At 66.5% G+C, this 21,322-nt stretch carries 19 protein-coding genes, 1 pseudogene and 2 riboswitches; of the genes and pseudogenes, 10 read left to right on the top strand and 10 right to left on the bottom strand.

The features are described 5' to 3' along the window. Nucleotides 1–2: 2 nt before the first annotated feature. Nucleotides 3–665: a response regulator gene (locus POF53_RS17515; RefSeq protein WP_203646354.1), complete on the top strand. Its 663-nt coding sequence runs from the start codon at nucleotides 3–5 to the stop codon at nucleotides 663–665. Continuing rightward, nucleotides 662–2,035, top strand: coding sequence for a sensor histidine kinase (locus POF53_RS17510; protein WP_232856964.1), 1,374 nt, complete (start codon nucleotides 662–664; stop codon nucleotides 2,033–2,035). The genes POF53_RS17515 and POF53_RS17510 overlap by 4 nt, the downstream gene beginning before the upstream one ends. Here the strand turns inward: POF53_RS17510 and POF53_RS17505 are convergent, their stop codons facing one another. Then, nucleotides 2,036–2,422: a VOC family protein gene (locus POF53_RS17505; protein ID WP_498968717.1), complete on the bottom strand. Its 387-nt coding sequence runs from the start codon at nucleotides 2,420–2,422 to the stop codon at nucleotides 2,036–2,038. Nucleotides 2,423–2,542: 120 nt separating this feature from the next. Further along, nucleotides 2,543–3,262 (bottom strand): IclR family transcriptional regulator, encoded by a 720-nt coding sequence (locus tag POF53_RS17500; RefSeq protein ID WP_203646361.1) that lies wholly within the window; start codon nucleotides 3,260–3,262, stop codon nucleotides 2,543–2,545. A 171-nt stretch (nucleotides 3,263–3,433) separates the two neighbouring features. On the opposite strand from POF53_RS17500, the gene POF53_RS17495 reads away from it, so the two are divergent. From POF53_RS17495 to POF53_RS17485, 3 genes and pseudogenes are all read left to right on the top strand, one after another. Beyond that, on the top strand, nucleotides 3,434–4,186 hold the full coding sequence (locus POF53_RS17495; RefSeq protein ID WP_498968715.1) for an SDR family NAD(P)-dependent oxidoreductase: 753 nt from the start codon (nucleotides 3,434–3,436) through the stop codon (nucleotides 4,184–4,186). A 91-nt stretch (nucleotides 4,187–4,277) separates the two neighbouring features. After that, nucleotides 4,278–5,117, top strand: a pseudogene (locus POF53_RS17490) (PAS domain-containing protein); the annotation flags it as partial. A gap of 42 nt (nucleotides 5,118–5,159) precedes the next feature. Beyond that, on the top strand, nucleotides 5,160–5,654 hold the full coding sequence (locus POF53_RS17485) for a methyl-accepting chemotaxis protein (protein ID WP_371349979.1): 495 nt from the start codon (nucleotides 5,160–5,162) through the stop codon (nucleotides 5,652–5,654). On the opposite strand, the gene POF53_RS17480 is transcribed toward POF53_RS17485, so the two are convergent. From POF53_RS17480 to POF53_RS17450, 7 genes are all read right to left on the bottom strand, one after another. Then, nucleotides 5,629–8,910, bottom strand: coding sequence for a transporter substrate-binding domain-containing protein (locus POF53_RS17480; RefSeq protein WP_498968713.1), 3,282 nt, complete (start codon nucleotides 8,908–8,910; stop codon nucleotides 5,629–5,631). The two genes, POF53_RS17485 and POF53_RS17480, sit on opposite strands and share 26 nt — an antisense overlap. A 3-nt stretch (nucleotides 8,911–8,913) precedes the next feature. Then, nucleotides 8,914–9,528: a response regulator transcription factor gene (locus tag POF53_RS17475; protein ID WP_203646370.1), complete on the bottom strand. Its 615-nt coding sequence runs from the start codon at nucleotides 9,526–9,528 to the stop codon at nucleotides 8,914–8,916. 173 nt (nucleotides 9,529–9,701) lie between these two features. Continuing rightward, nucleotides 9,702–9,944, bottom strand: coding sequence for a DUF1272 domain-containing protein (locus POF53_RS17470; protein ID WP_203646372.1), 243 nt, complete (start codon nucleotides 9,942–9,944; stop codon nucleotides 9,702–9,704). 65 nt (nucleotides 9,945–10,009) lie between these two features. Beyond that, nucleotides 10,010–10,762, bottom strand: a complete 753-nt coding sequence (cobM, locus tag POF53_RS17465) for a precorrin-4 C(11)-methyltransferase (RefSeq protein ID WP_203646373.1) — start codon at nucleotides 10,760–10,762, stop codon at nucleotides 10,010–10,012. A gap of 29 nt (nucleotides 10,763–10,791) precedes the next feature. Continuing rightward, complete coding sequence (locus POF53_RS17460; protein WP_232856971.1) at nucleotides 10,792–11,193, bottom strand: cobalamin biosynthesis protein; 402 nt, start codon at nucleotides 11,191–11,193, stop codon at nucleotides 10,792–10,794. After that, entirely contained in the window at nucleotides 11,193–11,888 is a 696-nt protein-coding gene (locus tag POF53_RS17455; protein ID WP_498968710.1) for a CbtA family protein, read from the bottom strand. Before POF53_RS17455 ends, POF53_RS17460 begins: the two co-directional genes overlap by 1 nt. A gap of 10 nt (nucleotides 11,889–11,898) precedes the next feature. Beyond that, complete coding sequence (locus POF53_RS17450; protein ID WP_028690797.1) at nucleotides 11,899–12,084, bottom strand: CbtB domain-containing protein; 186 nt, start codon at nucleotides 12,082–12,084, stop codon at nucleotides 11,899–11,901. Nucleotides 12,085–12,184: 100 nt separating this feature from the next. After that, a riboswitch (cobalamin riboswitch) is annotated at nucleotides 12,185–12,407 on the bottom strand. Nucleotides 12,408–12,466: 59 nt separating this feature from the next. Beyond that, nucleotides 12,467–12,666: riboswitch (cobalamin riboswitch) on the top strand. A gap of 100 nt (nucleotides 12,667–12,766) precedes the next feature. Here POF53_RS17450 and cobW point away from each other — a divergent pair. The 4 genes from cobW to POF53_RS17430 are packed head-to-tail and all read left to right on the top strand — an operon-like array spanning nucleotide 12,767 to nucleotide 19,268. Further along, the gene (gene cobW / locus POF53_RS17445; RefSeq protein ID WP_203646376.1) at nucleotides 12,767–13,834 is read left to right on the top strand and encodes a cobalamin biosynthesis protein CobW; all 1,068 of its coding nucleotides are present in this window, start codon (nucleotides 12,767–12,769) and stop codon (nucleotides 13,832–13,834) included. Nucleotides 13,835–13,837: 3 nt separating this feature from the next. Continuing rightward, nucleotides 13,838–17,599 (top strand): cobaltochelatase subunit CobN, encoded by a 3,762-nt coding sequence (cobN, locus tag POF53_RS17440; RefSeq protein WP_498968707.1) that lies wholly within the window; start codon nucleotides 13,838–13,840, stop codon nucleotides 17,597–17,599. Between the two features lie 2 nt (nucleotides 17,600–17,601). Then, nucleotides 17,602–18,600, top strand: a complete 999-nt coding sequence (locus POF53_RS17435; RefSeq protein ID WP_498968705.1) for a magnesium chelatase ATPase subunit I — start codon at nucleotides 17,602–17,604, stop codon at nucleotides 18,598–18,600. Between the two features lie 53 nt (nucleotides 18,601–18,653). Further along, nucleotides 18,654–19,268 (top strand): vWA domain-containing protein, encoded by a 615-nt coding sequence (locus tag POF53_RS17430; RefSeq protein ID WP_232856974.1) that lies wholly within the window; start codon nucleotides 18,654–18,656, stop codon nucleotides 19,266–19,268. Between the two features lie 103 nt (nucleotides 19,269–19,371). On the opposite strand, the gene POF53_RS17425 is transcribed toward POF53_RS17430, so the two are convergent. Continuing rightward, nucleotides 19,372–19,638, bottom strand: a complete 267-nt coding sequence (locus POF53_RS17425; RefSeq protein ID WP_028690802.1) for a hypothetical protein — start codon at nucleotides 19,636–19,638, stop codon at nucleotides 19,372–19,374. 333 nt (nucleotides 19,639–19,971) lie between these two features. Between POF53_RS17425 and POF53_RS17420 the strand changes: the two genes are divergently transcribed. Next, complete coding sequence (locus POF53_RS17420; RefSeq protein WP_110739696.1) at nucleotides 19,972–21,297, top strand: sigma-54 dependent transcriptional regulator; 1,326 nt, start codon at nucleotides 19,972–19,974, stop codon at nucleotides 21,295–21,297. The last annotated feature ends 25 nt before the right edge of the window (nucleotides 21,298–21,322 follow it).

The raw sequence follows: 21,322 nt of genomic DNA, 5'->3' as shown, positions 1-21,322 counted from the left end.
GCATGCGCCTGCTGCTGGTTGAAGACGACCCCGCCCTTGGCGAGGGGATCTGCGATGGCTTGCGCCTGGAGGGCTATACCCTCGACTGGCTGCAGGATGGCCAGAGCGCGCTGCACGCCCTGGGCGTCGAGACCTTCGACCTGCTGGTCCTGGACCTGGGCCTGCCGCGGCTGGACGGACTCGAGCTGCTGCGACGCCTGCGGGCGACCGAAAACACCATGCCGGTGCTGATCCTCACGGCTCGCGACGCGCTCGAGGACCGTATCGCCGGGCTCGATGCCGGCGCCGACGACTACCTGGTCAAACCCTTCGATCTCAACGAACTCAAGGCCCGTTTGCGCGCCTTGCTGCGGCGCAGCGCCGGCCGCGCCAGGGTGCTGATCGAACATGCCGGCGTCAGCCTCGACCCGGCCACCCAGCAGGTGCGCTACAAGGGCCAGCCGGTGGTGCTCACGCCCAAGGAGTACCTGCTGCTGCACGAACTGCTCGCCCAGCCGGGCAAGGTCTTCACCCGCGAGCGCCTGACCCGGTTGCTCTACGGCTGGGATGAAGAGCCCGAGAGCAATACCCTGGAGGTCAACATCTACCAGTTGCGCAAGAAGCTGTTCAATGGCCTGATCCGCACCGTGCGTGGCATCGGCTACCTGGTGGAGGGGCGTGCATGAGTTCGCTGCGCCAGCGAACCCTATGGCGGGTCATGCTGTTGCTGCTGGTCGGCAGTGGCCTGCTGGCGCTGTACAACTACCACGACAGCCGTCATGAGATCACCGAAGTCTACGACGCCCACCTGGCGCAGAACGCACGCCTGCTGCAAGGGGTCATGAGCCTGCCGGTGCAGGAGCAGAACCGCCAGGCGCTGTACCAGGCATTCGATGAGGCCTTGAGCAAGGCGGGGCGCCATCGGGTCGGCCACCCGTATGAGAGCAAGCTGGCCTTCCAGGTCTGGGACGACCGCGCCAACCTGCTGGTGCACACGCCCAGTGCGCCTGCATTCACCACGCCACCGAGCACGCCGGGGTTTGCCGACATGCAGGTGCAGGGTCAGCGTTGGCGCGGCTTCGTGCTGCCGGTGCCGGAGAAGCGCTGGCTGATCTGGGTAGGGGAGCGCAATGACGTGCGCTACGACCTCATCGACCGTATCGTGCGCCATACCCTGATGCCGTTCCTGCTCGGCAGCCTGGCCCTGGCCCTGCTGGTCTGGGCCGCGATCGGCTGGGGCCTGCAGCCGCTGCAGAACATGGCCCGGGTGATCCGCGGGCGACATGCCGAGTCCCTTGAGCCCCTGCAGTTGGTGCCGCTGCCCAAGGAGCTGGAGCCCATGCAGGCGGCGATCAACCGGTTATTGGCGCAGATCGACGAACTGCTGCGCCGCGAGCACCGGTTCATTGCCGACGCCGCCCACGAAATGCGCACGCCACTGGCGATCCTGCGCCTGCATGCGCAGAACGCCCAGGCCGCCACCAGCGCGGCCGAGCGCGACAAGGCCCTGGGATTCCTGATCGGCGGCGTCGATCGCCTGACCCGGGTGGTCAACCAGCTGCTGACCCTGGCGCGGCTCGAGCCGCGTCTGGCGCAGCGCGACTGGGCCGAGCTCGACCTGGCCGCGCTGGTCGTCGAGACCTTGGCGCAGCTGACACCCTGGATGCTCGAGCGCGGCCAGGAGCCATCCCTGGACATTGCCGAGGGTGCTGATTACCGCTTGTACAGCGATGCCGGCGCATTGGGCATTGCCTTGCAGAACCTGGTGACCAATGCGGTGGACCATTCGCCGCCGGGTGGACGGGTACGTGTCACGCTGCGCTGCGAGGACCATGCGTTGGTCCTGGCGATCGAGGACGAAGGGCCGGGTATCGAGGCGGCGGATCTTGAGCGCGTGTTCGAACGCTTCTACAGCAAGGATGCGCCCAATGGCGCCGGCCTGGGACTGTCGATCGTGCGCACCATCGTCCAGCGCCTGGACGCTAGCGTGCAGTTGCGCAATGGCTCGCCACGGGGCCTTTGCGCCACGCTGCGTTTTCCGGTGAAGCAGGGCTGATCAATGCCGCTGGGCGATCTGGATCAGGTTGCCGCAGGTGTCGTCGAACACGGCCACGGTGACAGCGTCCATGGCCGTGGGCGGCTGGGTGAACTTCACGCCGGCCTTGCACAGCCGCTCATACTCGGCCTGGATATCGCGCACGCCGAACGAGGTGGCGGGAATGCCGGCCTGCTTGAGCGCGGCCTTGTAGGTCTTCGCCGCAGGGTGGGCGTCGGGTTCGAGCAGCAGCTCGACGCCGTTGGGGTCGTTGGGGGAGGTGAGGGTGAGCCAGCGGTGCTTGCCCATGGGGATGTCGTGCTTGGGTTCAAAACCCAGTATATGGTGGTAGAAGGTATGGGCCCTGGCCTGATCGTCGACGAGGATGCTGGTGACCACGATCTTCATGTGTATCCCTCTGGAGGGGCAGCATCGCGCTGCGGGTACCTGGAGATTATAGAAGGACCGCCTGCGCCGGGTGGATTGGCGCGCAGACTTTGAGTGGAGGTTGCTGCGCCTTGTCGCGAGTCAACACTTCACCAGGTCGAACAGCGAGCGCATCGCCCGGCTCGCCATGCGTCGCATCACCGGCGCCGGCAGGCGTTGCGCCGGCCCGCCGGCACCGAGTGCAGCGACCACCTGGCCGCGCAGGCGCAGGGGCAGGGCGAAGCAGTGCAGGTCCCCACGCGAGGCGGCCAGGTCGAGGGCAAACCCCTGGCTGGCGACCTGGTGCAGCTCCTGCTCGAGCGTTTGCGGGACTGGTTGGGTGCGCAGCAGTTGCCTGGCCAGCTGAGGGTCATGGGCCAGCAGCACCTTGCCGATCGCCGAGGTGGCCAGGCCGTCGCGACGGGTGTCCGCGGGCAGTTGCAAAGCCTGACCCCGGCCATCCAGTGCCGCCAGCGTGAGGTAGGCACGCGTGCCGCCGGGCACTGCCAGGAAGCAGTGCTCCCCACACAGGTCGGCAAAGGCGCGCAGCGCCGGGGTGAAGGCCTGGCGCAGGCGCTGCTCGGTCTCGCTCAGTGGCTGGGCCAGCTGGCGCAGGCGCAGACCGAGGGCGTAGTGACGCTGCTCGCGAGTGACGTAGCCCAGCGACATCAGGGTATCCAGCAGCCCATGCACCGTGCTCTTGCCCAGGCCACTGCGTTCGGCGAGGTCGTTCAGGCGCGCCCGACCGCCTTCGGCGCGGATAAGTTCGAGCAGGTGCATGGCCCGTTCCAGGGACTGGATCTGGCGACTGTTGGCGGACATAAAGCGATCCCGGTATTCGATGACTGCCCATTGTGCCTGCAATCGCAAGGCGGCGCAGGCGCTCGAGTTCGGCAATGCCGAACCTTGAGGCTTTTCTGCGCCCGCTTCCACTGTTGACGGGGGGCTGTGCCTACACTCGCCGGCACTTCAACCAGCCAGAGGAATCAGTACATGGATCTGCAACTGCAAGGTGCCCGGGTCGTGGTCAGCGGTGGCACACGGGGTATCGGCCGGGCCATTGTCGAGTGCTTTCTCGCCGAAGGCGCCCAGGTGGCGTTCTGCGCGCGGGACGAGGCCGGGGTGCGCCAGGCCGAGGCCGAGCTTGGCGACCAGGCCTGCGGCAGGGCGGTGGACATCACCGATGCCGCGCAGGTCGACGGGTGGATCGCCGCTGCCGCCGAGCGCATGGGCGGCATCGATATTGTCGTGCCCAACGTCAGCGCCCTGGCCCACGGCAGCGAAGCCTCGATATGGCGCCAGGCCTTTGAAACCGACCTGTTGGGCACGGTGGGCCAGGTTACGGCGGCGCTGCCTTGGCTCAAGGCTTCCGCGCAAGCGGCGGTGGTCTTGATCTCCAGCGTGTCCGGGCGTGAACTGAGCAGTTTCGACGAGCCGTACGGGGTGCTCAAGGCCGCGCTGAATCACTATGGCAAGACACTATCGGCGCGCCATGTCGGCGAGGGTATCCGGGTAAATTGCGTATCGCCCGGCAACGTGTATTTCGTCGATGGCGTCTGGGGACGGATCGAACGCGAGCAGCCCGAGGTGTTTGCCCGCAGCCTGGCGGCCAACCCGCTCGGACGCATGGCGCGGCCGGACGAGGTAGCCCGGGCTGCGGTGTTCCTGGCCAGCCCGGCGGCAAGCTTCATCACTGGCACCAACCTGCTGGTCGATGGCGGCCTGACCCGCGGCGTGCAGTTCTGACGACAGCCCGAGCCTGGACTGGCGGGAGTTGAGGCCACGGGCAGACAAACGGTACAAATGCCTAATCCAAAAGTGATATCAGATCGCTTGCATGGCGCTTGGGCCGATCTATGCTCAGGGCATTCCGTGGATACAGGAGCCCCGGCCCATGTTCGAATACCATCGCAAGTCCGATCTGGTCGAAATCCAGCGCGCCCGGCAGGCCCTGGCGGGCATGGAGGCGAAGCTGGCCGCGATCAGCCGTTCCATGGCGATGATCGAGTTCGCGCCGGATGGCACGATCCTCGAGGCGAACGAGCACTTCTGCAAGACCATGGGCTACAACGCCGATGAGATTCGTGGCAAGCACCACCGGATCTTCTGCGACCCGACCTACGCCAAGAGCGCCGAGTACCAGCAGCTCTGGCGCGAGCTGGGCGAGGGCAAGGCCATCAGCGGCACCTTCGAACGCCTGGACAAGGCCGGTCGCGAGGTGTGGCTGGAGGCCAGCTACATGCCGGTGATCGACGAGCGCCAGCAGGTCACCAGCGTGATCAAGGTGGCCTCCGACATCACCCGCCACGTGATCGAGGAGCATGAGAGCGAAAGCCTGCTCAAGGCCATTGGCCGCTCCATGGCGGTGATCGAGTTCACACCGGCCGGGCGGGTGATCAAGGCCAACCAGAACTTCCTCGACACCATGGGCTATCGCCTGGAGGAGGTGGTCGGGCGCCACCATGGGCTGTTCTGCCTGCCCCATGAGCGCGAGTCGGCCGAGTACCGCGACTTCTGGGCCTCGCTCAATCGCGGCGAGTACCATTCGCACCGCTTCGAACGCGTCAACAAGCAAGGCCAGACCGTGTACCTGGAGGCGTCCTACAACCCGATCTTCGACAACAAGGGCCGGTTGTACAAGGTGGTGAAGTTCGCCAGCGACATCACCCGTCAGATCAGCACCCAGCAGACCGCCGCCGACGCCGCCCACGCCAGCTCGATGCAGACCGACGCCTGCGCGCGCAAGGGCACCCAGGTGGTGCAGCAGGCGGTGGAGGTGATCGAGCAGATTTCATCCGAGCTGAACGATGCCGCCCGCACCATCGACGCGGTAAGCAAGCAGTCCGAGGTGATCGGCCAGATCGTCCTGACCATTCGCGGCATCGCCGACCAGACCAACCTGCTGGCACTCAACGCCGCCATCGAGGCGGCCCGGGCCGGCGAGCATGGCCGGGGCTTCGCCGTGGTCGCCGACGAGGTGCGTAACCTGGCGGCGCGTACCAGCAAGGCGACCCTGGAGATCGTCGAGGTGGTGCGACAGAATCATGACCTGTCACTGACCGCGGTGGCCAGCATGCAGTCAAGCCTGACCCGTACGGGGCTTGGCGTGGAGCTGGCCAACGAGGCCGGCACGGTGATCATGGAGATCCAGCAGGGGTCGCGGCACGTGGTGGACGCCATCAGCCAGATCAGTTCGACCCTTCAATTGCACTGAGGCTCTGGCGCAGTTCCAGCTCCAGGCTGCGCAGGCTGGCCTGGAGCCGGGCGAGCAGCCGGTCCACCGGTTCGCCTTGGGCGATGGCCTGCTCCAGGGCCTCGCAGTCCTGTTTCACGCCCCTGACCTTGAGCATCTTGGCGCCCCCCTTGACCCGGTGGACCACGGGCACCAGGGCCTCGGGTAACGGATTGGCGCCGAGCGCCTGCAGTGCTTGCAGGTCTTCGGCGCTGCTTCGTGCCAGTTGCTCCAGCAGGCGCCTGATCAGCTGGTTGTCGTCCTGGGTGAGGTGACGCAGCTCGGCCAGGTCGAAGCCGCTGGAGCGCGGCGCTTCCCCAGCCGGGTCAGGCTGGGGCGCGGCAGCCAGTGGCAGGCAGGCCTTGAGCGCCTGCAGGCCGATCGGCTTGAACAGGCATTCATCCATGCCGTTGTCCAGGCAGCGTTGACGCTCTTCGGCCTGGGCGTTGGCGGTGACGCCGATGATGCGACAGGCCGATGAGCCAGTCTCGCGCTCCTGCGCCCGAATGGCGCGGGCCAGCTCATGGCCATCCATGACCGGCATGCTGCAGTCGGTGATCACCACGTCGAAATGATCCGCCTGCCAGAGTGCCAGCGCCGCCTTGCCTTGGTCGGCGAGGCTCACCTGGTGGCCCAGCAAGCGCAGCTGTTTGTCCAGCAGCAGCAGGTTGGCCGGGTAGTCGTCCACCACCAGGACCTTTAGCGGCCCGCTGAGGGCTGCGACCAGCGCGTTGTCGGGCATCGCGTCGGCGCTGGGCTCGGCGCCGGGCAGGGTGAGGCGGACATCGACCTGGGTGCCCAGGCCCTCGATACTGTGCAGGGTCAGTTCGCCCCCCATGAGTTCGCACAGCTCGCGGCTGATCACCAGCCCCAGGCCGGCACCCTGGCGCGCCTGTCGACCATCGACCTGGGAGAAGGTGGTGAACAGCCGCGCCTGGTCGCTGGCACCGATGCCTACGCCGCTGTCCTTGATCTGCAAGCTGGCCTGCTGCAGGCCGCCATCGAGCGAGGTCATCAGCAACGACACGTCGACCTGACCGTGGTCGGTGAACTTGATGGCATTGCTCAGCAGGTTCGACAGCACCTGCTTGAGGCGCAGCGGGTCGGCGAGCACCCAGGCCGGGGCGGCAGGCAGCACCGCACGCAGTGCCAGCCCCTTGAGGCGGGCGCTGCCCTCGAAGATCCGCAGGGTGGAGCGAATCAGCTCGACCAGGTCGATGGCCACCGGTTGCAGGGTCATGTGGCCGGACTCGATGCGTGAGATGTCCAGCACATCGCCGATCAGCTCGAGCAGGCCGATCGCCGAGTCGTGGGCCGCCTCCAGGGCCTGGCGATCGCTATGACCGTGCCGGCTGTCCTCCAGGGCCATTTCCAGCAGGCCGATGACGGCGTTCATGGGCGTACGGATCTCATGGCTCATGACCGCCAGGAAGGTGCTCTTCGCCCGGCTGGCCTGTTCGGCATCGTCCTTGGCCTGGCGCAATTGTTCGAGCAGGCCGCGGCTGAGCGCCAGCTGCTCCTGCAGCGCGCGCTGGGCCTCGCTGCGCTGGTGGATCAACTTGCGCAGGTAGGTGTTCCAGAACACCACGCCAGTCAGCAGCAGGGCGGCCAGTACCAGGACCTGCAGGGCCAGGGTGCGGTAGTTGCGCCAGGGACTGTCGCTGACCACGGTGTTGGTGCGCCAGCGATTGACCAGTTGCTCCAACTCGTCGGGTGGAATGCTCAGCAACGCTTTGTCGAGGATCGCCTGCAACTGGTGTTCCGTCGGGCTTACCGCGAAGGTCGCCAGCGCCGGTTCGTCGCCCAGCAACCCGGCAATCCTGAGCCGGCCGTTGAACACCTGGTTGATGAAGTAGGTGGCATTGATCTGCGAGCTGAGGGCGACATCGGCGTCACCGTTGGCCACGGCCTCCATCAGTTGCAGGGGGTTTTCCCGTTCGACGGTGCGCAGGCCTGGGTACTGGCGTTCGAGCCCTTCGAGCGAAGGCGAGCCGCGCAGCAACGCCACCCGTTGGCCTTGCAGAGGTTGCACGGCGTCCAGCGCTGGCGCGTCCTGGCGGGTGACCAGGACCCGTGGGCTGATCATGTAGGGGCGGCTGTAGCGCATGCGCTGGGCGCGAAGCACACCGTAACCGATGGCAGCGATCATGTCGGCCTTGCCCTGGGCAACCTGCTCGACCATGTCCTCGAACGATTCCGACTCGACGACCTGGAAGCGCAGGCCGGTGCGCAGGCCAATACGCTCCAGCAAGTCCAGGGCGATGCCCCGTGGTTGCTGTTGGGCATCGGTAAAGCTCAGCGGCGCGAGAGAGGTGTTGATCATCACCTTGATCTGCCTGTGTCGGGCGATCCAGTCGCGCTCCTCGGCCGTCAGGGCGTCCAGGCGACGGTCGAGCAGGACACTGGTGCTGCCTCCGGTCCAGCGTCGCAGGATGTTCAGTCGCTCACTGTCGGCGATGCGTCCCAGGGCGAGGTCGACCAGTTGCAGCAGGCGTTGGTTGTCGCGCGCCAGGGCAAAGGCGAAAGTGCTGGTTGGCGCCTTGACGAAGTGATCGACCTTGACCCGTTCCTGGAAACCCTTGGCAATCGCGTAGTCGGCGCTGATCGCATCGCCCAGGTAGACATCGGCCTGCCCCAGTGCCACCGCGGCGACACCGGCGAGGGTGGAGCGGTAGAGGTTCAACTGCGCGCGTGGGTAGAGCTGCTGCACCGTGTGGATGGGCAGGTAATGGTCGACCATGGCCAGGCGCAGGCCTTCCAGGTTGTCACCCTCGGGCAGGCTCTGGTTCTGTCGCGACACGATCACCGGCAGGTCGTCGGCATAGGGCGTGCTCAGTACCAGGTCGGCATCACTGGCTTCGAAGGCATTGGAGCTGCCCAGCAGGTCGATTTCGCCCGCACGCAGCGCGTCGAGGGCCTGGGCGCGGCTGGTATAACGGCGCACCTCGATCGGCACACCCAGTTGTTCGGCGATCAGACCGGCGTAGTCGGCGCTCAGGCCCTCGTAGTCGGCCTGGCTGATGTTGATGTCGAAGGGCGGGTAGTCCGGGTGCGAGCTGCCCAGTACCAGGCGCCTGCGTTCATTGAGCCACTGCCGGTCGGAAGCAGCCACCGCCAGCGGCGGCGCCACGCTCAGGGCGCGGGCCAGCAGGTGGCGGGGCTCGCTGTGCACTTGCGCCTGGGTGGGCAGCGACAGCAGCGCGACCAGCAGCAGGCAAAGCGATGTCCCCTGGTGCATGGCTCAGGCCACGTTGTTGCGTTTGGCCAGGTCGACCATTTCCACCAGCGACTCGACCTTGAGTTTCTCCATGATCCGGCCGCGGTAGGTGCTGATGGTCTTGGCGCTGAGGTTCATCTGCTCGCCGATCAGTTTGTTGCTCTGGCCGGCGCTGAGCCGGCGCAGCACTTCCACTTCCCGGTTGGACAGTAGCCTCAGGCGCTCGGTCTCGCTTTCCAGGGTGTTGCTGTTGACCGCCATCTGCGGGAAGGTCGAGTAACCCTTGACCAGGGCCTTGAGGGCGAAGACCAGGGCGTCGAGGTCTTCGTCCTTGTTGACGAAGGCCGAGATGCCGGCGTCCATGCAGCGGCGCACGTAAAGGTCGGCGGGTTGGCCGGTCAGGGCCATGATCCGCGGCGGCGGGTCGATCAGCTTGAGGCGCTTGATCACCTCCATGCCGTCGAGGTCCGGCAGGCCGATATCGAGGATGACCACATCCGCCTTGGTCTGCTCGGCCAAACGGGCGGCTTCCTTGCCTTTACCGGTTTCCCCCACGACGGTGAAGCGTTCACGTTCGAGCAGCATGCGTACGGCAAGTCGAACAATGTGATGGTCATCGACCAACAGCACGGATGTCATTCAGGTAACTCCTGTCAAAGTGCAGCGCGCTTCCAGCCTACGATTACAGGCGCTGGGCAGCGGACTTGCTGGGCAGAGCGCACCTTACGGATATTCAGGAGCCTTGGTAATAGGCGAGTATAGGTGTGTTGAAATACCTGCACCAACCTGTAGAAAAGTCCTACAAGGAAGGTTCAGGCGCAGGGTGCGTGCGGCTTGTGCACGCGTTGTGTCGAGGCGGGATTGTTGTCCAGTACCTTGCCGACACGGGTGGGGCGGATCACCAGCTGGCCGCCGCAGTTCGGGCAGCGGTTGTGGAAGTGCTGGTCGTTGCAGGCACGGCAGAAGGTGCATTCGAACGAGCAGATCAGTGCATCCGGGCTATTGGCGGGCAGGTCGGTGTCGCAGCATTCGCAGTTGGGGCGCAGTTCGAGCATGGGCTTGGTTTCCGTCCAGTTGGAAAATCCAGTGTGCTACGCCGCGCCCCCGGTCGGCAATCGTTTCACGAGCCTGGGCGATAGAGGTGGGCATGACCGGCGCGGTACAGGGCCGAGTCGGCGAACGGCGCGTCGCCCAGCACATGGCCGACCAGGATCAGCGCGGTGCGTCGGAAGCCTTTGGCGGCCACGCGTTCGCCGATGTCCGCCAGGGTGCCCTTGACCCAGTCCTGGTCCGGCCAGGTGGCACGATGGACCACCGCGATCGGGCAGTCGACGCCATAGTGTGGCAGCAGCTCCTCGACGATGCGGGCCAGGTGGCGCACGCCCAAGTGGATGGCCAGGGTACTGCCGTGGCGGGCCAGGTCGGCCAATTGTTCACCGGCCGGCATCGGCGAACTGTCGCCAAAGCGGGTGAGAATCACGGTCTGTGCCACATCGGGCAAGGTCAGCTCGCAACCGAGCAGCGCGGCACTGGCGGCGGTGGCGGTGACGCCGGGGACGATCTGGTAGCCGATGCCCAGTTCGCGCAAGTGGCGGATCTGTTCGCCGATGGCGCCGTACAGGCTGGGGTCGCCGCTGTGCACGCGGGCCACATCCTCGCCATTGGCGTGGGCCTGGCGCATCACCTCGACGATCTGTTCCAGGTGGAGTTCGGCACTGTTGATCACGGTGTGCGCCTGGTGACCTTCCAGTACGGCGGCGGGGACCAGGGAGCCCGCGTAGATGATCACCGGGCACTGGCGGATCAGGCGCTGGCCCTTGACCGTGATCAGCTCCGGATCGCCGGGGCCGGCACCGATGAAATAAACCGTCATGGGGGTTCCTTGCAGAAATATGGCGCGGATTATCCGCCGATCGCCAAGGCGAGGGTAGCGCCGCCGAGTACCTGCCTGGGCACATGCAGGCGGCCGTTTTCGCCAGCCAGGGCCAGGGCAGTGCTTTCGGCGACGCCCCAGCAGCCGGTCTGGGCGTACACCGTGGCCGAACGATGGCTGAGCAGCGGCTCGAAGACCGTCAGGTGCGTGGCGTCGAAGCAGATGTAAGGCAGCCCGAGGCGCTCGGCCAATGCCAGCAGGCCGGGTTCGCGAGCCTTGGGCTCGATGCTGGCAATGGCGCGCAGGGCCGAGAGGGGCAGGGCGTGGCGGGTGAGCGTCTGGCGCAGCAGCACCGCCAGTGTCTCGACCGGGCAACCACGGCGGCAACCAAAGCCGGCGAACATCGCCGGCTGCACGGGCAGATCGCGCATCAGGCCTGGCTGGAACGACGGTAAAGCCACGCGCTGAGCAGGCCCAAGGCCAGCCAGAACGCGGCGTTGGTCAGCCAGGAAGCGATCTTGAACTGGGTCGCGAGGGCTTCCGGCGCCAGGCTTTCATGCACTGCGGGTTGCGGCGCGCCGATCAGGTGCGGGATCACCAGCAGGGCCACACCAAGCACCTTGAACAACCAGTGCCGGGCGAACACCAGCAGCGCCAGGCCGGCGGCGGTGGCTGCGGCGGTGCCGATCCACCAGGTCTGGCGCTGGCCAAGGTCGGCGGCGGCGGTGCCGGGCAGTTCCGGTGGCAGGCCCAGGGTCGGTGCCAGGCAGAACACGGCGAAGCCGGCCAGGCCCCACAGTGCGCCGGTGGCCACGCGGTTCGGTTCGCGCAGGCTGTAGAGGGCGACCAGGATCAGGGCAAAACCGACGGCGACCACCAGGTTGCCGCCAGTAGTGGACAGCACGCGCTGCCAGCCGTCCTCCGGCGCCCAGGCCTCGGCACTGTGTTCATGCTCATGGGGCGCTGCGGCGTCGCCGTGCTCATGCTGTTCGGCGACCGGGGCAGTGGATTCGTAGGTTTCCGCCTGGAGAATCAGTGGGGCGACCCAGAAGCTTTGCAGCAGGGTCAGCAACAGGGCCGCGAGCAGGCCGCTGAAACCCGCGGTACGGGCGATGCGCGTAATCATGCGGATTTACTCAGTGGCAAGGGAAGGCGGCACTGTGGCGGGTGTCGTGGGCGGCATTGTGCACCGCCTCGATGTGCGAGAAACCGGCGAAGTACACCAGGCACAGCCCCAGCAGGCTGGCGCCGACCGCGACGATCAGTCGCTGGCTGAGGCTGACGGGGGTGGCGATACTGTGTTTGGCGCTGGTGATGGGCATGACGCGTTCCTCTGCTGCTTTTGTTGTGGCAACGGGCATGCGCGACGACCCCGGGCACGGCTGGCCCGAGTGATACGACGACGCCCGCCCACCGCGGGGTGTACTGTGAGCACGTCAGGCCGGTCTCCGGGCTCGCGAGGTGGAGCAAGGCTCCTTCCATGGCGTCACCTTCCCATGCCTTGAGGCTGGCACAGTGGTCCGGACGCTTCTCTCGCTTACCGTTGCGGGGGCAGCACCGGCCTTGTCGGCTCCTGGAATGGAGACGCGACGCACCGGTTTCCCGTTTCACCCCCGTGGGGGCACCTGAACGCAATGCGCTAGCAAATCACGGGGCCGGGCCCGCGTCAATCGCCGCGGCGGTTGACCGCCAGGCAGGCACTGCGTAGCCTTGCCGCTGCGAGGTTCTCGGGCGTTGGCCCGAGCTAAGACGGGAACGCGGTACAAGCCGCGGCTGCCCCCGCAACTGTAAGCACTGAAGGGTTCGGCACAGCCACTGCGCAGGCGCGCGGGAAGGCGCCGGCCCACCGGCCAGCGAGCCGCAGCGGTGCAAGCCAGGAGACCTGCCTCGTGACGTTTTCGACTTTCAACCGGGCGGGGTGATCCGGTGGCGAACGCGCCAGGCCGGCATGGCCGTGGCTGTCGTCCTGCATGCCCGCGCCATTGCTGCCAAGGGCATCGCGACATGAAAACACTGGCCAAGCTTCCCGTCACCATCGTCACCGGCTTCCTCGGCTCAGGCAAGACCACCTTGCTGCGCCATATGCTCGACAACGCCCAGGGCCGCCGCATCGCGGTGATCGTCAACGAATTCGGCGAGCTGGGCATCGACGGCGAGATCCTCAAGCAGTGCAGCATCGGTTGCACAGAGGAAGAGGCCAATGGCCGCGTCTACGAACTGGCCAACGGTTGCCTGTGCTGCACCGTGCAGGAAGAATTCTTCCCGGTGATGCGCGAGTTGGTGGCCCGGCGCGGCGACCTCGACCACATCCTTATCGAAACCAGTGGCCTGGCCTTGCCCAAACCGCTGGTACAGGCCTTCCAGTGGCCGGAAATCCGCAACGCTTGCACCGTCGACGCGGTGATCACCGTGGTCGACAGCCCGGCCGTGGCCGCCGGCACCTTCGCTGCCTACCCGGACCAGGTCGACGCCCAGCGCAAGCTCGACCCGAACCTCGACCATGAGTCGCCGCTCCATGAATTGTTCGCCGACCAGCTGGCCAGCGCCGATCTGGTGGTGCTGAACAAAGCCGACCTGATCGACGCCGAGGGCCTGGCCAAGGTCCGTGCCGAGGTGGCCGAGGAACTGCCGCCGGCGGTCAAGGTGATCGAGGCCAGCAGCGGCCGCCTGCCGCTGGAAGTGTTGCTGGGCGTGGGCGCCGAATCCGAGGCGCATATCGACGGTCGCCGTACCCATCACGACTCGCATCACGACGGCGATGACCATGACGACCATGACCACGACGCCTTCGACTCGATCTCCATCGACCTGCCCGAGGCCGACGAGAGCCTGCTGCTCGATGCCCTGACCCAGCTGGTCACCGAGTTCGGCATCCTGCGCGCCAAGGGCTTCGCCGCCATCCCCGGCAAGCCGATGCGCCTGCTGATCCAGGGTGTGGGCACCCGCTTCGACAAGCATTTCGACCGTGCCTGGCGCAGCGACGAGCCCCGGATCACCCGCCTGGTGCTGATCGGCCAGGATCTCGACGCGGCGCAGCTGGAAGCGCGCCTGCGCCAGGCCCTGGGCGCCTGATCCATGCACCTGCTGCGGACCCAGCCCGGCGGCTTCGTGCCGGACGACAGCATCGCCGATCTCGGCCAGACCCCCGCCGACCTGGTGATCCTCTGCAGCGGCGATTCACACCTGGCGCTGCTCGCCGAAACCGCCGAGCAGTTGCCGGCGGATTTCCCCAGCGTGCGCCTGGCCAACCCGATGCAGGTGCAGAACCACGCCTCGGTCGACTTGTATATCGACCAGGTGCTGCGCCATGCCAAGGTGATCCTGATATCACTGCATGGCGGTGTCGGTTACTGGCGCTATGGTGTCGAGCAACTGGTCGAACTGGCGGGGCGAGGGGTACAGCTGATCCTGGTGCCCGGCGACGACCGCCCCGACCCTGAGCTCACCGACCTGGGCACGGTTCGCGGCGAACAGGCCGAACGCCTCTGGCACTTCCTGCGCCAGGGCGGCAAGGCCAACGCGGTGAACCTGTTCAACTGCCTGGCCAGCCAGTGGCTGGGGCGCGATTACCCGTGGGACGAGCCACAGCCCTTGCCGCGCACGGCGGTCTATCATCCAGCCAAGGGCACGGCTTGTCCCGAGGACTGGTACGCCGAGTGGAACCCGGAGCATCCGGTGGCGCCGTTGCTGTTCTACCGTTCGCACCTGCAGGCGGCCAACACCGCGTTCATCGATGTGTTCTGCCAGCGCCTGCAGGCCTGCGGTCTGAACCCATTGCCCATCGCCGTGGCCAGCCTGAAGGAGCGCGCCTGCCTGGACCAGGTCGAGGCCTGGCTCGATGAGGTGCAGGCCGAAGTGGTGATCAACACCACAGGTTTCGCCCTGTCCAGCCCCGAGCAACCCAACCTGCGCCCGCTGCGCCGCGATGTACCGGTGCTGCAGGCCATCTGCGCCCAGGACAACCAGCCTGGCTGGGAGCAGAGCGAACAGGGCCTGGGCGCTCGCGACCTGGCGATGCACATCGCCCTGCCGGAACTTGACGGGCGCATCATAACCCGGCCGGTGAGTTTCAAGGACCTGGCCTGGCGCAGCGAGCGCAGCCAGTCCGATGTGGTCTGCTACCGGGCCCATCCCGAGCGCATGGACTTCGTCGCCGAACTGGCACGGCGCTGGGTGACCCTGGCGCGTCTGGACAACCAGGAAAAGCGCGTGGCCCTGGTGCTGGCCAACTACCCGACCCGCGACGGGCGCATCGGCAATGGCGTCGGCCTGGACACGCCGGGCGCGGCGCTCAATATCCTCAGGGCCCTGCAAGCGCAGGATTACCCGGTGGCCGGGCTGCCCGACAGCGGCACCGAGCTGATTCACCAACTGCTCGGCGGGGTTACCAACGACCTTGACCACCTCGACCAGCGCCCCTGCGCCCAGAGCCTGGCCCTGGCCGACTACCAGCGCGCCTTTGCCGCCTTGCCCGAGGCCAACCAACGCGCCGTGCTGGAGCGCTGGGGGCCGCCCGAGCAGGATCCGATGTTCCGCAGTGGGCGCATGATGGTCGCCGGCCTGCGCTACGGCCTGACCTTCGTCGGCATACAGCCGGCGCGGGGCTATCAGGTGGACCACAGCGCGGTGTACCACGACCCGGACCTGGTGCCACCGCATGGCTACCTGGCGTTCCACTTCTGGCTGCGCAACGGCTATGCCGCCGACGCGGTGATCCATGTGGGCAAGCACGGCAACCTGGAATGGCTGCCGGGCAAGGGCGTGGGCCTGTCCGCCGAGTGCTGGCCGGATGCCTTGCTCGGCCCGTTGCCCAACATCTACCCGTTCATCGTCAACGACCCGGGCGAGGGCGCCCAGGCCAAGCGCCGCACCCAGGCGGTGATCATCGACCACCTGATGCCGCCGCTGACCCGTGCCGAGACCTACGGCCCGCTGCGCCACCTGGAGCAATTGGCCGACGAATACTACGAGGCGCAGTTGCTCGATCCGCGCCGCGCCCGCGAGCTGCAACGGGACATCCTTGAACTGGTCAAGACCCATCATATCGACCGCGAGCTGCAGCTCGAAGGGCAGATGGAGGACGCGGCGGTGTGGCTGCCGCGGCTGGACACCTACCTGTGCGACCTGAAGGAATCGCAGATCCGCGACGGCCTGCACGTGTTCGGCCAATCGCCGCAGGGGCGTTTGCGCAGCGATACGCTGCTGGCGTTGCTGCGGGTGGCACGGGGCGATGGCAAGGGCGGTAACGCCAGCCTGATCCGTGAACTGGCCAGGGCATTGGGGCTGGGCTTCGATCCGCTGGATTGTGATCTGGGGCAGACCTGGAACGGGGCACGCCCGGACCTGCTGGCACAACTCGACGCCAGCCTCTGGCGAACCTGCGGCGATACCCGCGAGCGCCTGGAGTTGTTGGCTTTGTCACTGATCGAGCAGGCCCTGCAGGGTGCTGTCGCGCTGCCGGACGAAGCAGGGTGGGACGCGGTGCGCGCGGTACTGCGCACGCTGGCCGAGCAGGTCGCCCCCGACCTGGATGCCTGCGGCGCTGCCGAGATCGATGGCCTGCTGGCGGCCCTGGCCGGGCGCTTCGTCCCCGCCGGACCCAGCGGCGCGCCCAGCCGCGGGCGGCTGGACGTGCTGCCCACCGGGCGCAACTTCTATACCGTCGATGTACGCAACCTGCCCACGGCCACGGCCTGGCGCCTGGGCTTCGCCTCGGCCAACCTGATCCTCGAACGCCATTTGCAGGACCATGGCGATCACCTGCGCCAGCTGGGCCTGTCGGTGTGGGGCACGGCGACCATGCGCACCGGCGGCGACGATATAGCCCAGGCCATGGCGTTGATGGGCGTGCGCCCGGTGTGGGCCACCGGCAGCCAGCGGGTCGATGACTTCGAGATCCTGCCGCTGAGCCTGCTCGACCGGCCACGGGTGGACGTGACGCTGCGGGTGTCGGGCTTCTTCCGCGACGCCTTCGGCAACCTGATCCGCCTGTTCGATGCCGCCGTGCAGGCGGTGGCGGCGCTGGACGAGCCAGGCGAGCTGAACCCACTGGCCGCACGGGTGCGCGCCGAGCGTGAAGCGCTGCTCGGCGCTGGCATCGAGCCCGAACAGGCGGCGCGACAGGCCGGTTGGCGGGTGTTCGGCGCCAAGCCCGGCGCCTACGGAGCCGGTGTGCAGAACGCCATCGACGGGCGCCTTTGGCACAGCCGCGACGACCTGGCCGAGGTCTACCTCAACCATGGTGGCTACGCCTATGGCGCCGCCGACGAAGGCACCCCGGCCCGCGCCGCGTTCGCCCAGCGCCTGGCGCAGGTGCAGGCAGTGCTGCAGAACCAGGACAACCACGAGCACGACCTGCTCGACTCCAACGACTACTACCAGTTCCAGGGCGGCATGCTGGCGGCCGCCGAAACCCTGGCCGGCACCTCGCGGGCCAGCTACCACGGCGACCATAGCCAGGCCGACCGGCCGCGGGTGCGCACCCTCAAGGAAGAACTCAACCGGGTCATTCGCGCCCGGGCGCTCAACCCCAAGTGGATCGACGGCGCCAAGCGCCATGGCTATAAAGGTGCGTTCGAGCTGGCGGCCACGGTCGACAACCTGTTCGCCTTCGACGCCACCACCCACCTGATCGACGATCATCATTACCAAGGGCTGGCCGATGCCTATGTGCTCGACCCGGCCACCCGTGATTTCATGCGCGAGCACAACCCCGAAGCCCTGCGTGACCTCACCGAGCGCCTGCTGGAAGCCCAGCAGCGCGGGTTGTGGCAGGAGCCGGGCGACTATCGTGAAAGCCTCGAGCAGCAGTTGCTCGCCGGCGAGGAAGACAGCTGAACATGAGCGAACCCGTGCAATTCCCCCTGGCCGCCGTGGTTGGCGCCGACGACCTCAAGCTGGCCCTGTGCCTGACAGCCATCGACCCGAAGATCGGCGGCGTGCTGATCGAAGGCCCACGTGGCATGGCCAAGAGCACCCTGGCCCGGGGCTTGGCCGATCTGCTTGGCGACGGCCCGTTCGTGACCCTGCCGCTGGGGGCCACCGAGGAGCGCCTGGTCGGCACCCTCGACCTGGATGTCGCGCTCGGCCAGGGCCAAGTGCGGTTCTCACCGGGCGTGCTGGCCCATGCCGACGGAGGCGTGCTGTACGTCGATGAGGTCAATCTGTTGCCCGACCCCTTGGTAGACCTGCTGCTGGACGTGGCCGCCAGCGGCACCAACCGCATCGAGCGCGACGGCATTTCCCACCGGCACGTGGCCCGTTTCGTGCTGATCGGCACCATGAACCCGGAGGAGGGCGAACTGCGCCCGCAACTGCTCGACCGCTTTGGCCTCAACGTGGCCCTGGAAGGTTTGCCGGCGCCGGAGGCGCGTCAGCAGATCATTCGTCGCCGGCTGGCTTTCGACAGCGATCCAATGGCGTTCTGCGAACAATGGGCCGAGCAGCAGGCGGCGTTGCGCGAACGCTGCCGGTCGGCCCGTGAGCGCCTGGTAGCTATCGCCCTGGACGACCAGGCCCTGGCGTGGATCACCGAGCGCTGCTTCGCCGCCGGCGTGGACGGTTTGCGTGCCGACCTGGTCTGGCTGCGCGCGGCGCGGGCCCACGCCGCCTGGCGGGGTAATTCGGTGATCGAGGAGGTGGATGTACAGGCGGTTGCCGAGTTTGCCTTGCGCCACCGGCGCCGTGCTGAGGAGCCGCCACCCCAGGCCACTTCGGCGGGCGGGCAGGCGAGTGCGCAGGAGGCACCGGGCGGTCAGGGCGACTGGGGGGCATTGCCTGCCCAGCCAGTGGCCACGGGAGCTCGGCGCGAGGTGCCGAACTGGGCAAAAAAGCCCTGAGCATCCGTTCGCCCCATGATCGGGTGGCGGATGCCAGGCCTCGCGTCGGTCATTTGACGGGGACTTCCCGGGGCCGCCCGCGCACCAGCGATAGCGGGCGCATCGCCTGGCTGGCAACCTTGCTCAAAGGGCGGCCACGCCAGCGCCGCGACTTGTGTTGGCAGCAGCGCCAGGCACAGGCGCCGGAACTGTGGCTGGTGATCGTCGATGCGTCGGCTTCGACCCGGCGCAATCAGGCGCTGGCCCAGGCCAAGGGTCTGCTGGCCGGGTTGTTCGATGAGGCCTACCGTCAGCGCGCACGCCTGGCCTTGCTGACAGCCAGTGGCAACCGTCCGCAATGGCAACGCCACGGCCTGAAAGCCTCGGCGGCCTTGCAGCCCTGGTTGCAGGCGCTGGGGGCGGGCGGCGGTACACCGTTGCCGGCGGCACTGGAAGAGGCGCGTCAGTGGTTGCTGGCCCGGAGCAAGCGCCTTCCCCATGAAACCCAGCGCTGCCTGGTGTTGACCGATGGTCGCCTGCAACAGGGCCCTGTGTTGCAGCCACTACCTTGCGTGACGTTGCTGGTGGATATGGAAACAGCGGCGGTGCGCGTGGGCCGGGCACGTCAACTTGCCGAACAACTGCAGGCCGACTATCGGCATATCGAGCAGTTCGCGGTGGTCAAATAAGGATGTAACTGCGACAGGATGTCGCAATAGAAAAAGTTATCCCCGAAAGTGGGGAAACTTGCACAAGTGCGTGGCAACCACGCACTGGCGGCACAGTGCTCTTTTACTTCGGCATTGACCAGGGTTGCAGGTCGTAACCTTTGCCGGACAGTTCGGCGCGCACTTCCTCGATCAGGCTGGCCCATTGCGCCGGGTCGGAATAGACGCGCGAGGACACTTGTTTGCTGCCGATACGGGTGCTGGTCCGGTCGATCACTGCCAGGCTCAGTTCACCAGTACCGTTGGGTGCATCCCAGGCTACGCACTGGAAGGGTTCGAAGGCGTGGTCGGCGATCAGCAGTGCTTCGTTGACACGGAGCGGGGCGTTCATGGTTCGGTCTCTCTCATGGTCCCAAACAGCGAAATAAGGTGCCGCGGTGTTATTCCACAAAAGTGTACAGCGCGGGGTTATTTGTACTGATGCTCCAGATCAGGGTTCAAGTCACATGGCCGTTGAAATTTTTTTATATCGATGATGTTTTCCTGCCTGCCCAGCGCACCTAAGACGGCAATTGAGTTGGAAAATTCCCGGCGCGGCATGACGCTTTCTTAGCGGGCTGACCAACGGTAGTGGGGGGCGTCAAGTTCATTGCTACTGTTAATTCGGGCGTCGCAACTGTCTGTTTATAGTTAAAAAACCTAAATCTGGCGCCAAGGAAAGGTCATGCTCGATACCGCATCCCTACGCCGCTTGCTGATTGTCGACCCCTGCGATGATTGCCACCGCCTTTTACCGGGCCTGCGCAGTGTCGGCTGGGATGTGCGAAGTAGCACGCTCGAGGCGGCAATGGAGCAGCCCTGCGACGTCGGCCTGGTACGCCTGCAGGCCTCGCACCTGCTGCACCCCGAAGCGCTCAAGGACCTGATCAAGCGCAGCAATACCGAATGGATCGCCGTGCTCAGCGCCGAAGAGCTGCGCCTGCAGAATGTCGGCGATTTCGTCTGCGAGTGGTTTTTCGACTTCCACACCCTGCCGTTCGATGTCTCGCGAGTGCAGGTTACCCTGGGCCGCGCCTTCGGCATGGCGCGGCTGCGCGGCAAGGGCGCGGTACGGGTGGATGAGCCCGAGCATGAACTACTGGGTGAGAGCCGGCCGATCCGCGAGTTGCGCAAGCTGCTGGGCAAGCTGGCGCCAACCGAATCGCCGGTGCTGATCCGTGGCGAAAGCGGTACGGGTAAAGAGTTGGTGGCGCGTACCCTGCATCGGCAATCGCAACGGCGCGACAAGCCGTTCATCGCCATCAACTGCGGCGCCATCCCCGAGCACCTGATCCAGTCCGAGCTGTTCGGCCATGAAAAAGGCGCGTTCACCGGTGCGCACCAGCGCAAGGTGGGGCGTATCGAGGCGGCCAATGGCGGCACCCTGTTTCTCGACGAGATCGGTGACCTGCCGCTGGAGCTGCAGGCCAACCTGCTGCGCTTTCTCCAGGAGAAGCACATCGAGCGGGTAGGGGGGAATCAGCCTATCGCGGTGGACGTCAGGGTTCTGGCGGCTACCCATGTGGACCTGGAGAAGGCCATCGCGCTGGCGCGCTTTCGTGAAGACCTGTACTACCGGCTCAATGTCCTGCAGGTAGTGACCGCGCCGCTACGCGATCGGCATGGCGACCTGTCGATGCTGGCCAGTCATTTTTCCCAGTTCTACAGCGCCGAAACTGGCCGGCGGCCGCGCTCGTTCAGCGATGGAGCCCTGGCGGCCATGGGGCGCCATGAATGGCCGGGCAATGTTCGTGAGCTGGCCAACCGGGTACGACGCGGTCTGGTGCTGGCCGAGGGGCGGCAGATTGAAGCGCAGGACCTGGGCTTGCAGGAGCTGCAGGAGCAGGACCAGCCATTGGGCACGCTGGAGGACTACAAGCACCGGGCCGAGCGTCAGGCGCTGTGCGATGTGCTGAACCGGCACAGCGACAACCTGAGCATCGCGGCCAAGGTGCTTGGGGTGTCGCGGCCGACGTTTTATCGGTTGTTGCACAAGCATCAGATTCGTTGACGCCAGGGGCTGCTTTGCAGCCCTC

This window comes from Mitsuaria sp. RG, assembly GCF_028369275.1.
Classification (GTDB): domain Bacteria; phylum Pseudomonadota; class Gammaproteobacteria; order Pseudomonadales; family Pseudomonadaceae; genus Aquipseudomonas; species Aquipseudomonas peradeniyensis.
The sequence above is the reverse complement of the archived record's forward strand: the minus strand, read 5'-3'. Positions and strand labels throughout refer to the sequence as shown.

Bases quoted from the DNA above. Each gene is read 5' to 3' on its own strand.
- POF53_RS17495 (WP_498968715.1), top strand. From the start codon at position 3,434: ATGGATCTGCAACTGCAAGGTGCCCGGGTCGTGGTCAGCGGTGGCACA.
- POF53_RS17510 (WP_232856964.1), top strand. From the start codon at position 662: ATGAGTTCGCTGCGCCAGCGAACCCTATGGCGGGTCATGCTGTTGCTG.
- POF53_RS17470 (WP_203646372.1), bottom strand. From the start codon at position 9,944: ATGCTCGAACTGCGCCCCAACTGCGAATGCTGCGACACCGACCTGCCC.
- POF53_RS17425 (WP_028690802.1), bottom strand. From the start codon at position 19,638: ATGAACGCCCCGCTCCGTGTCAACGAAGCACTGCTGATCGCCGACCAC.
- POF53_RS17485 (WP_371349979.1), top strand. From the start codon at position 5,160: ATGCAGACCGACGCCTGCGCGCGCAAGGGCACCCAGGTGGTGCAGCAG.
- cobN (WP_498968707.1), top strand. From the start codon at position 13,838: ATGCACCTGCTGCGGACCCAGCCCGGCGGCTTCGTGCCGGACGACAGC.
- POF53_RS17500 (WP_203646361.1), bottom strand. From the start codon at position 3,262: ATGTCCGCCAACAGTCGCCAGATCCAGTCCCTGGAACGGGCCATGCAC.
- cobM (WP_203646373.1), bottom strand. From the start codon at position 10,762: ATGACGGTTTATTTCATCGGTGCCGGCCCCGGCGATCCGGAGCTGATC.
- POF53_RS17455 (WP_498968710.1), bottom strand. From the start codon at position 11,888: ATGATTACGCGCATCGCCCGTACCGCGGGTTTCAGCGGCCTGCTCGCG.
- POF53_RS17460 (WP_232856971.1), bottom strand. From the start codon at position 11,193: ATGCGCGATCTGCCCGTGCAGCCGGCGATGTTCGCCGGCTTTGGTTGC.
- cobW (WP_203646376.1), top strand. From the start codon at position 12,767: ATGAAAACACTGGCCAAGCTTCCCGTCACCATCGTCACCGGCTTCCTC.
- POF53_RS17475 (WP_203646370.1), bottom strand. From the start codon at position 9,528: ATGACATCCGTGCTGTTGGTCGATGACCATCACATTGTTCGACTTGCC.
- POF53_RS17435 (WP_498968705.1), top strand. From the start codon at position 17,602: ATGAGCGAACCCGTGCAATTCCCCCTGGCCGCCGTGGTTGGCGCCGAC.
- POF53_RS17505 (WP_498968717.1), bottom strand. From the start codon at position 2,422: ATGAAGATCGTGGTCACCAGCATCCTCGTCGACGATCAGGCCAGGGCC.
- POF53_RS17480 (WP_498968713.1), bottom strand. From the start codon at position 8,910: ATGCACCAGGGGACATCGCTTTGCCTGCTGCTGGTCGCGCTGCTGTCG.
- POF53_RS17450 (WP_028690797.1), bottom strand. From the start codon at position 12,084: ATGCCCATCACCAGCGCCAAACACAGTATCGCCACCCCCGTCAGCCTC.
- POF53_RS17515 (WP_203646354.1), top strand. From the start codon at position 3: ATGCGCCTGCTGCTGGTTGAAGACGACCCCGCCCTTGGCGAGGGGATC.
- POF53_RS17420 (WP_110739696.1), top strand. From the start codon at position 19,972: ATGCTCGATACCGCATCCCTACGCCGCTTGCTGATTGTCGACCCCTGC.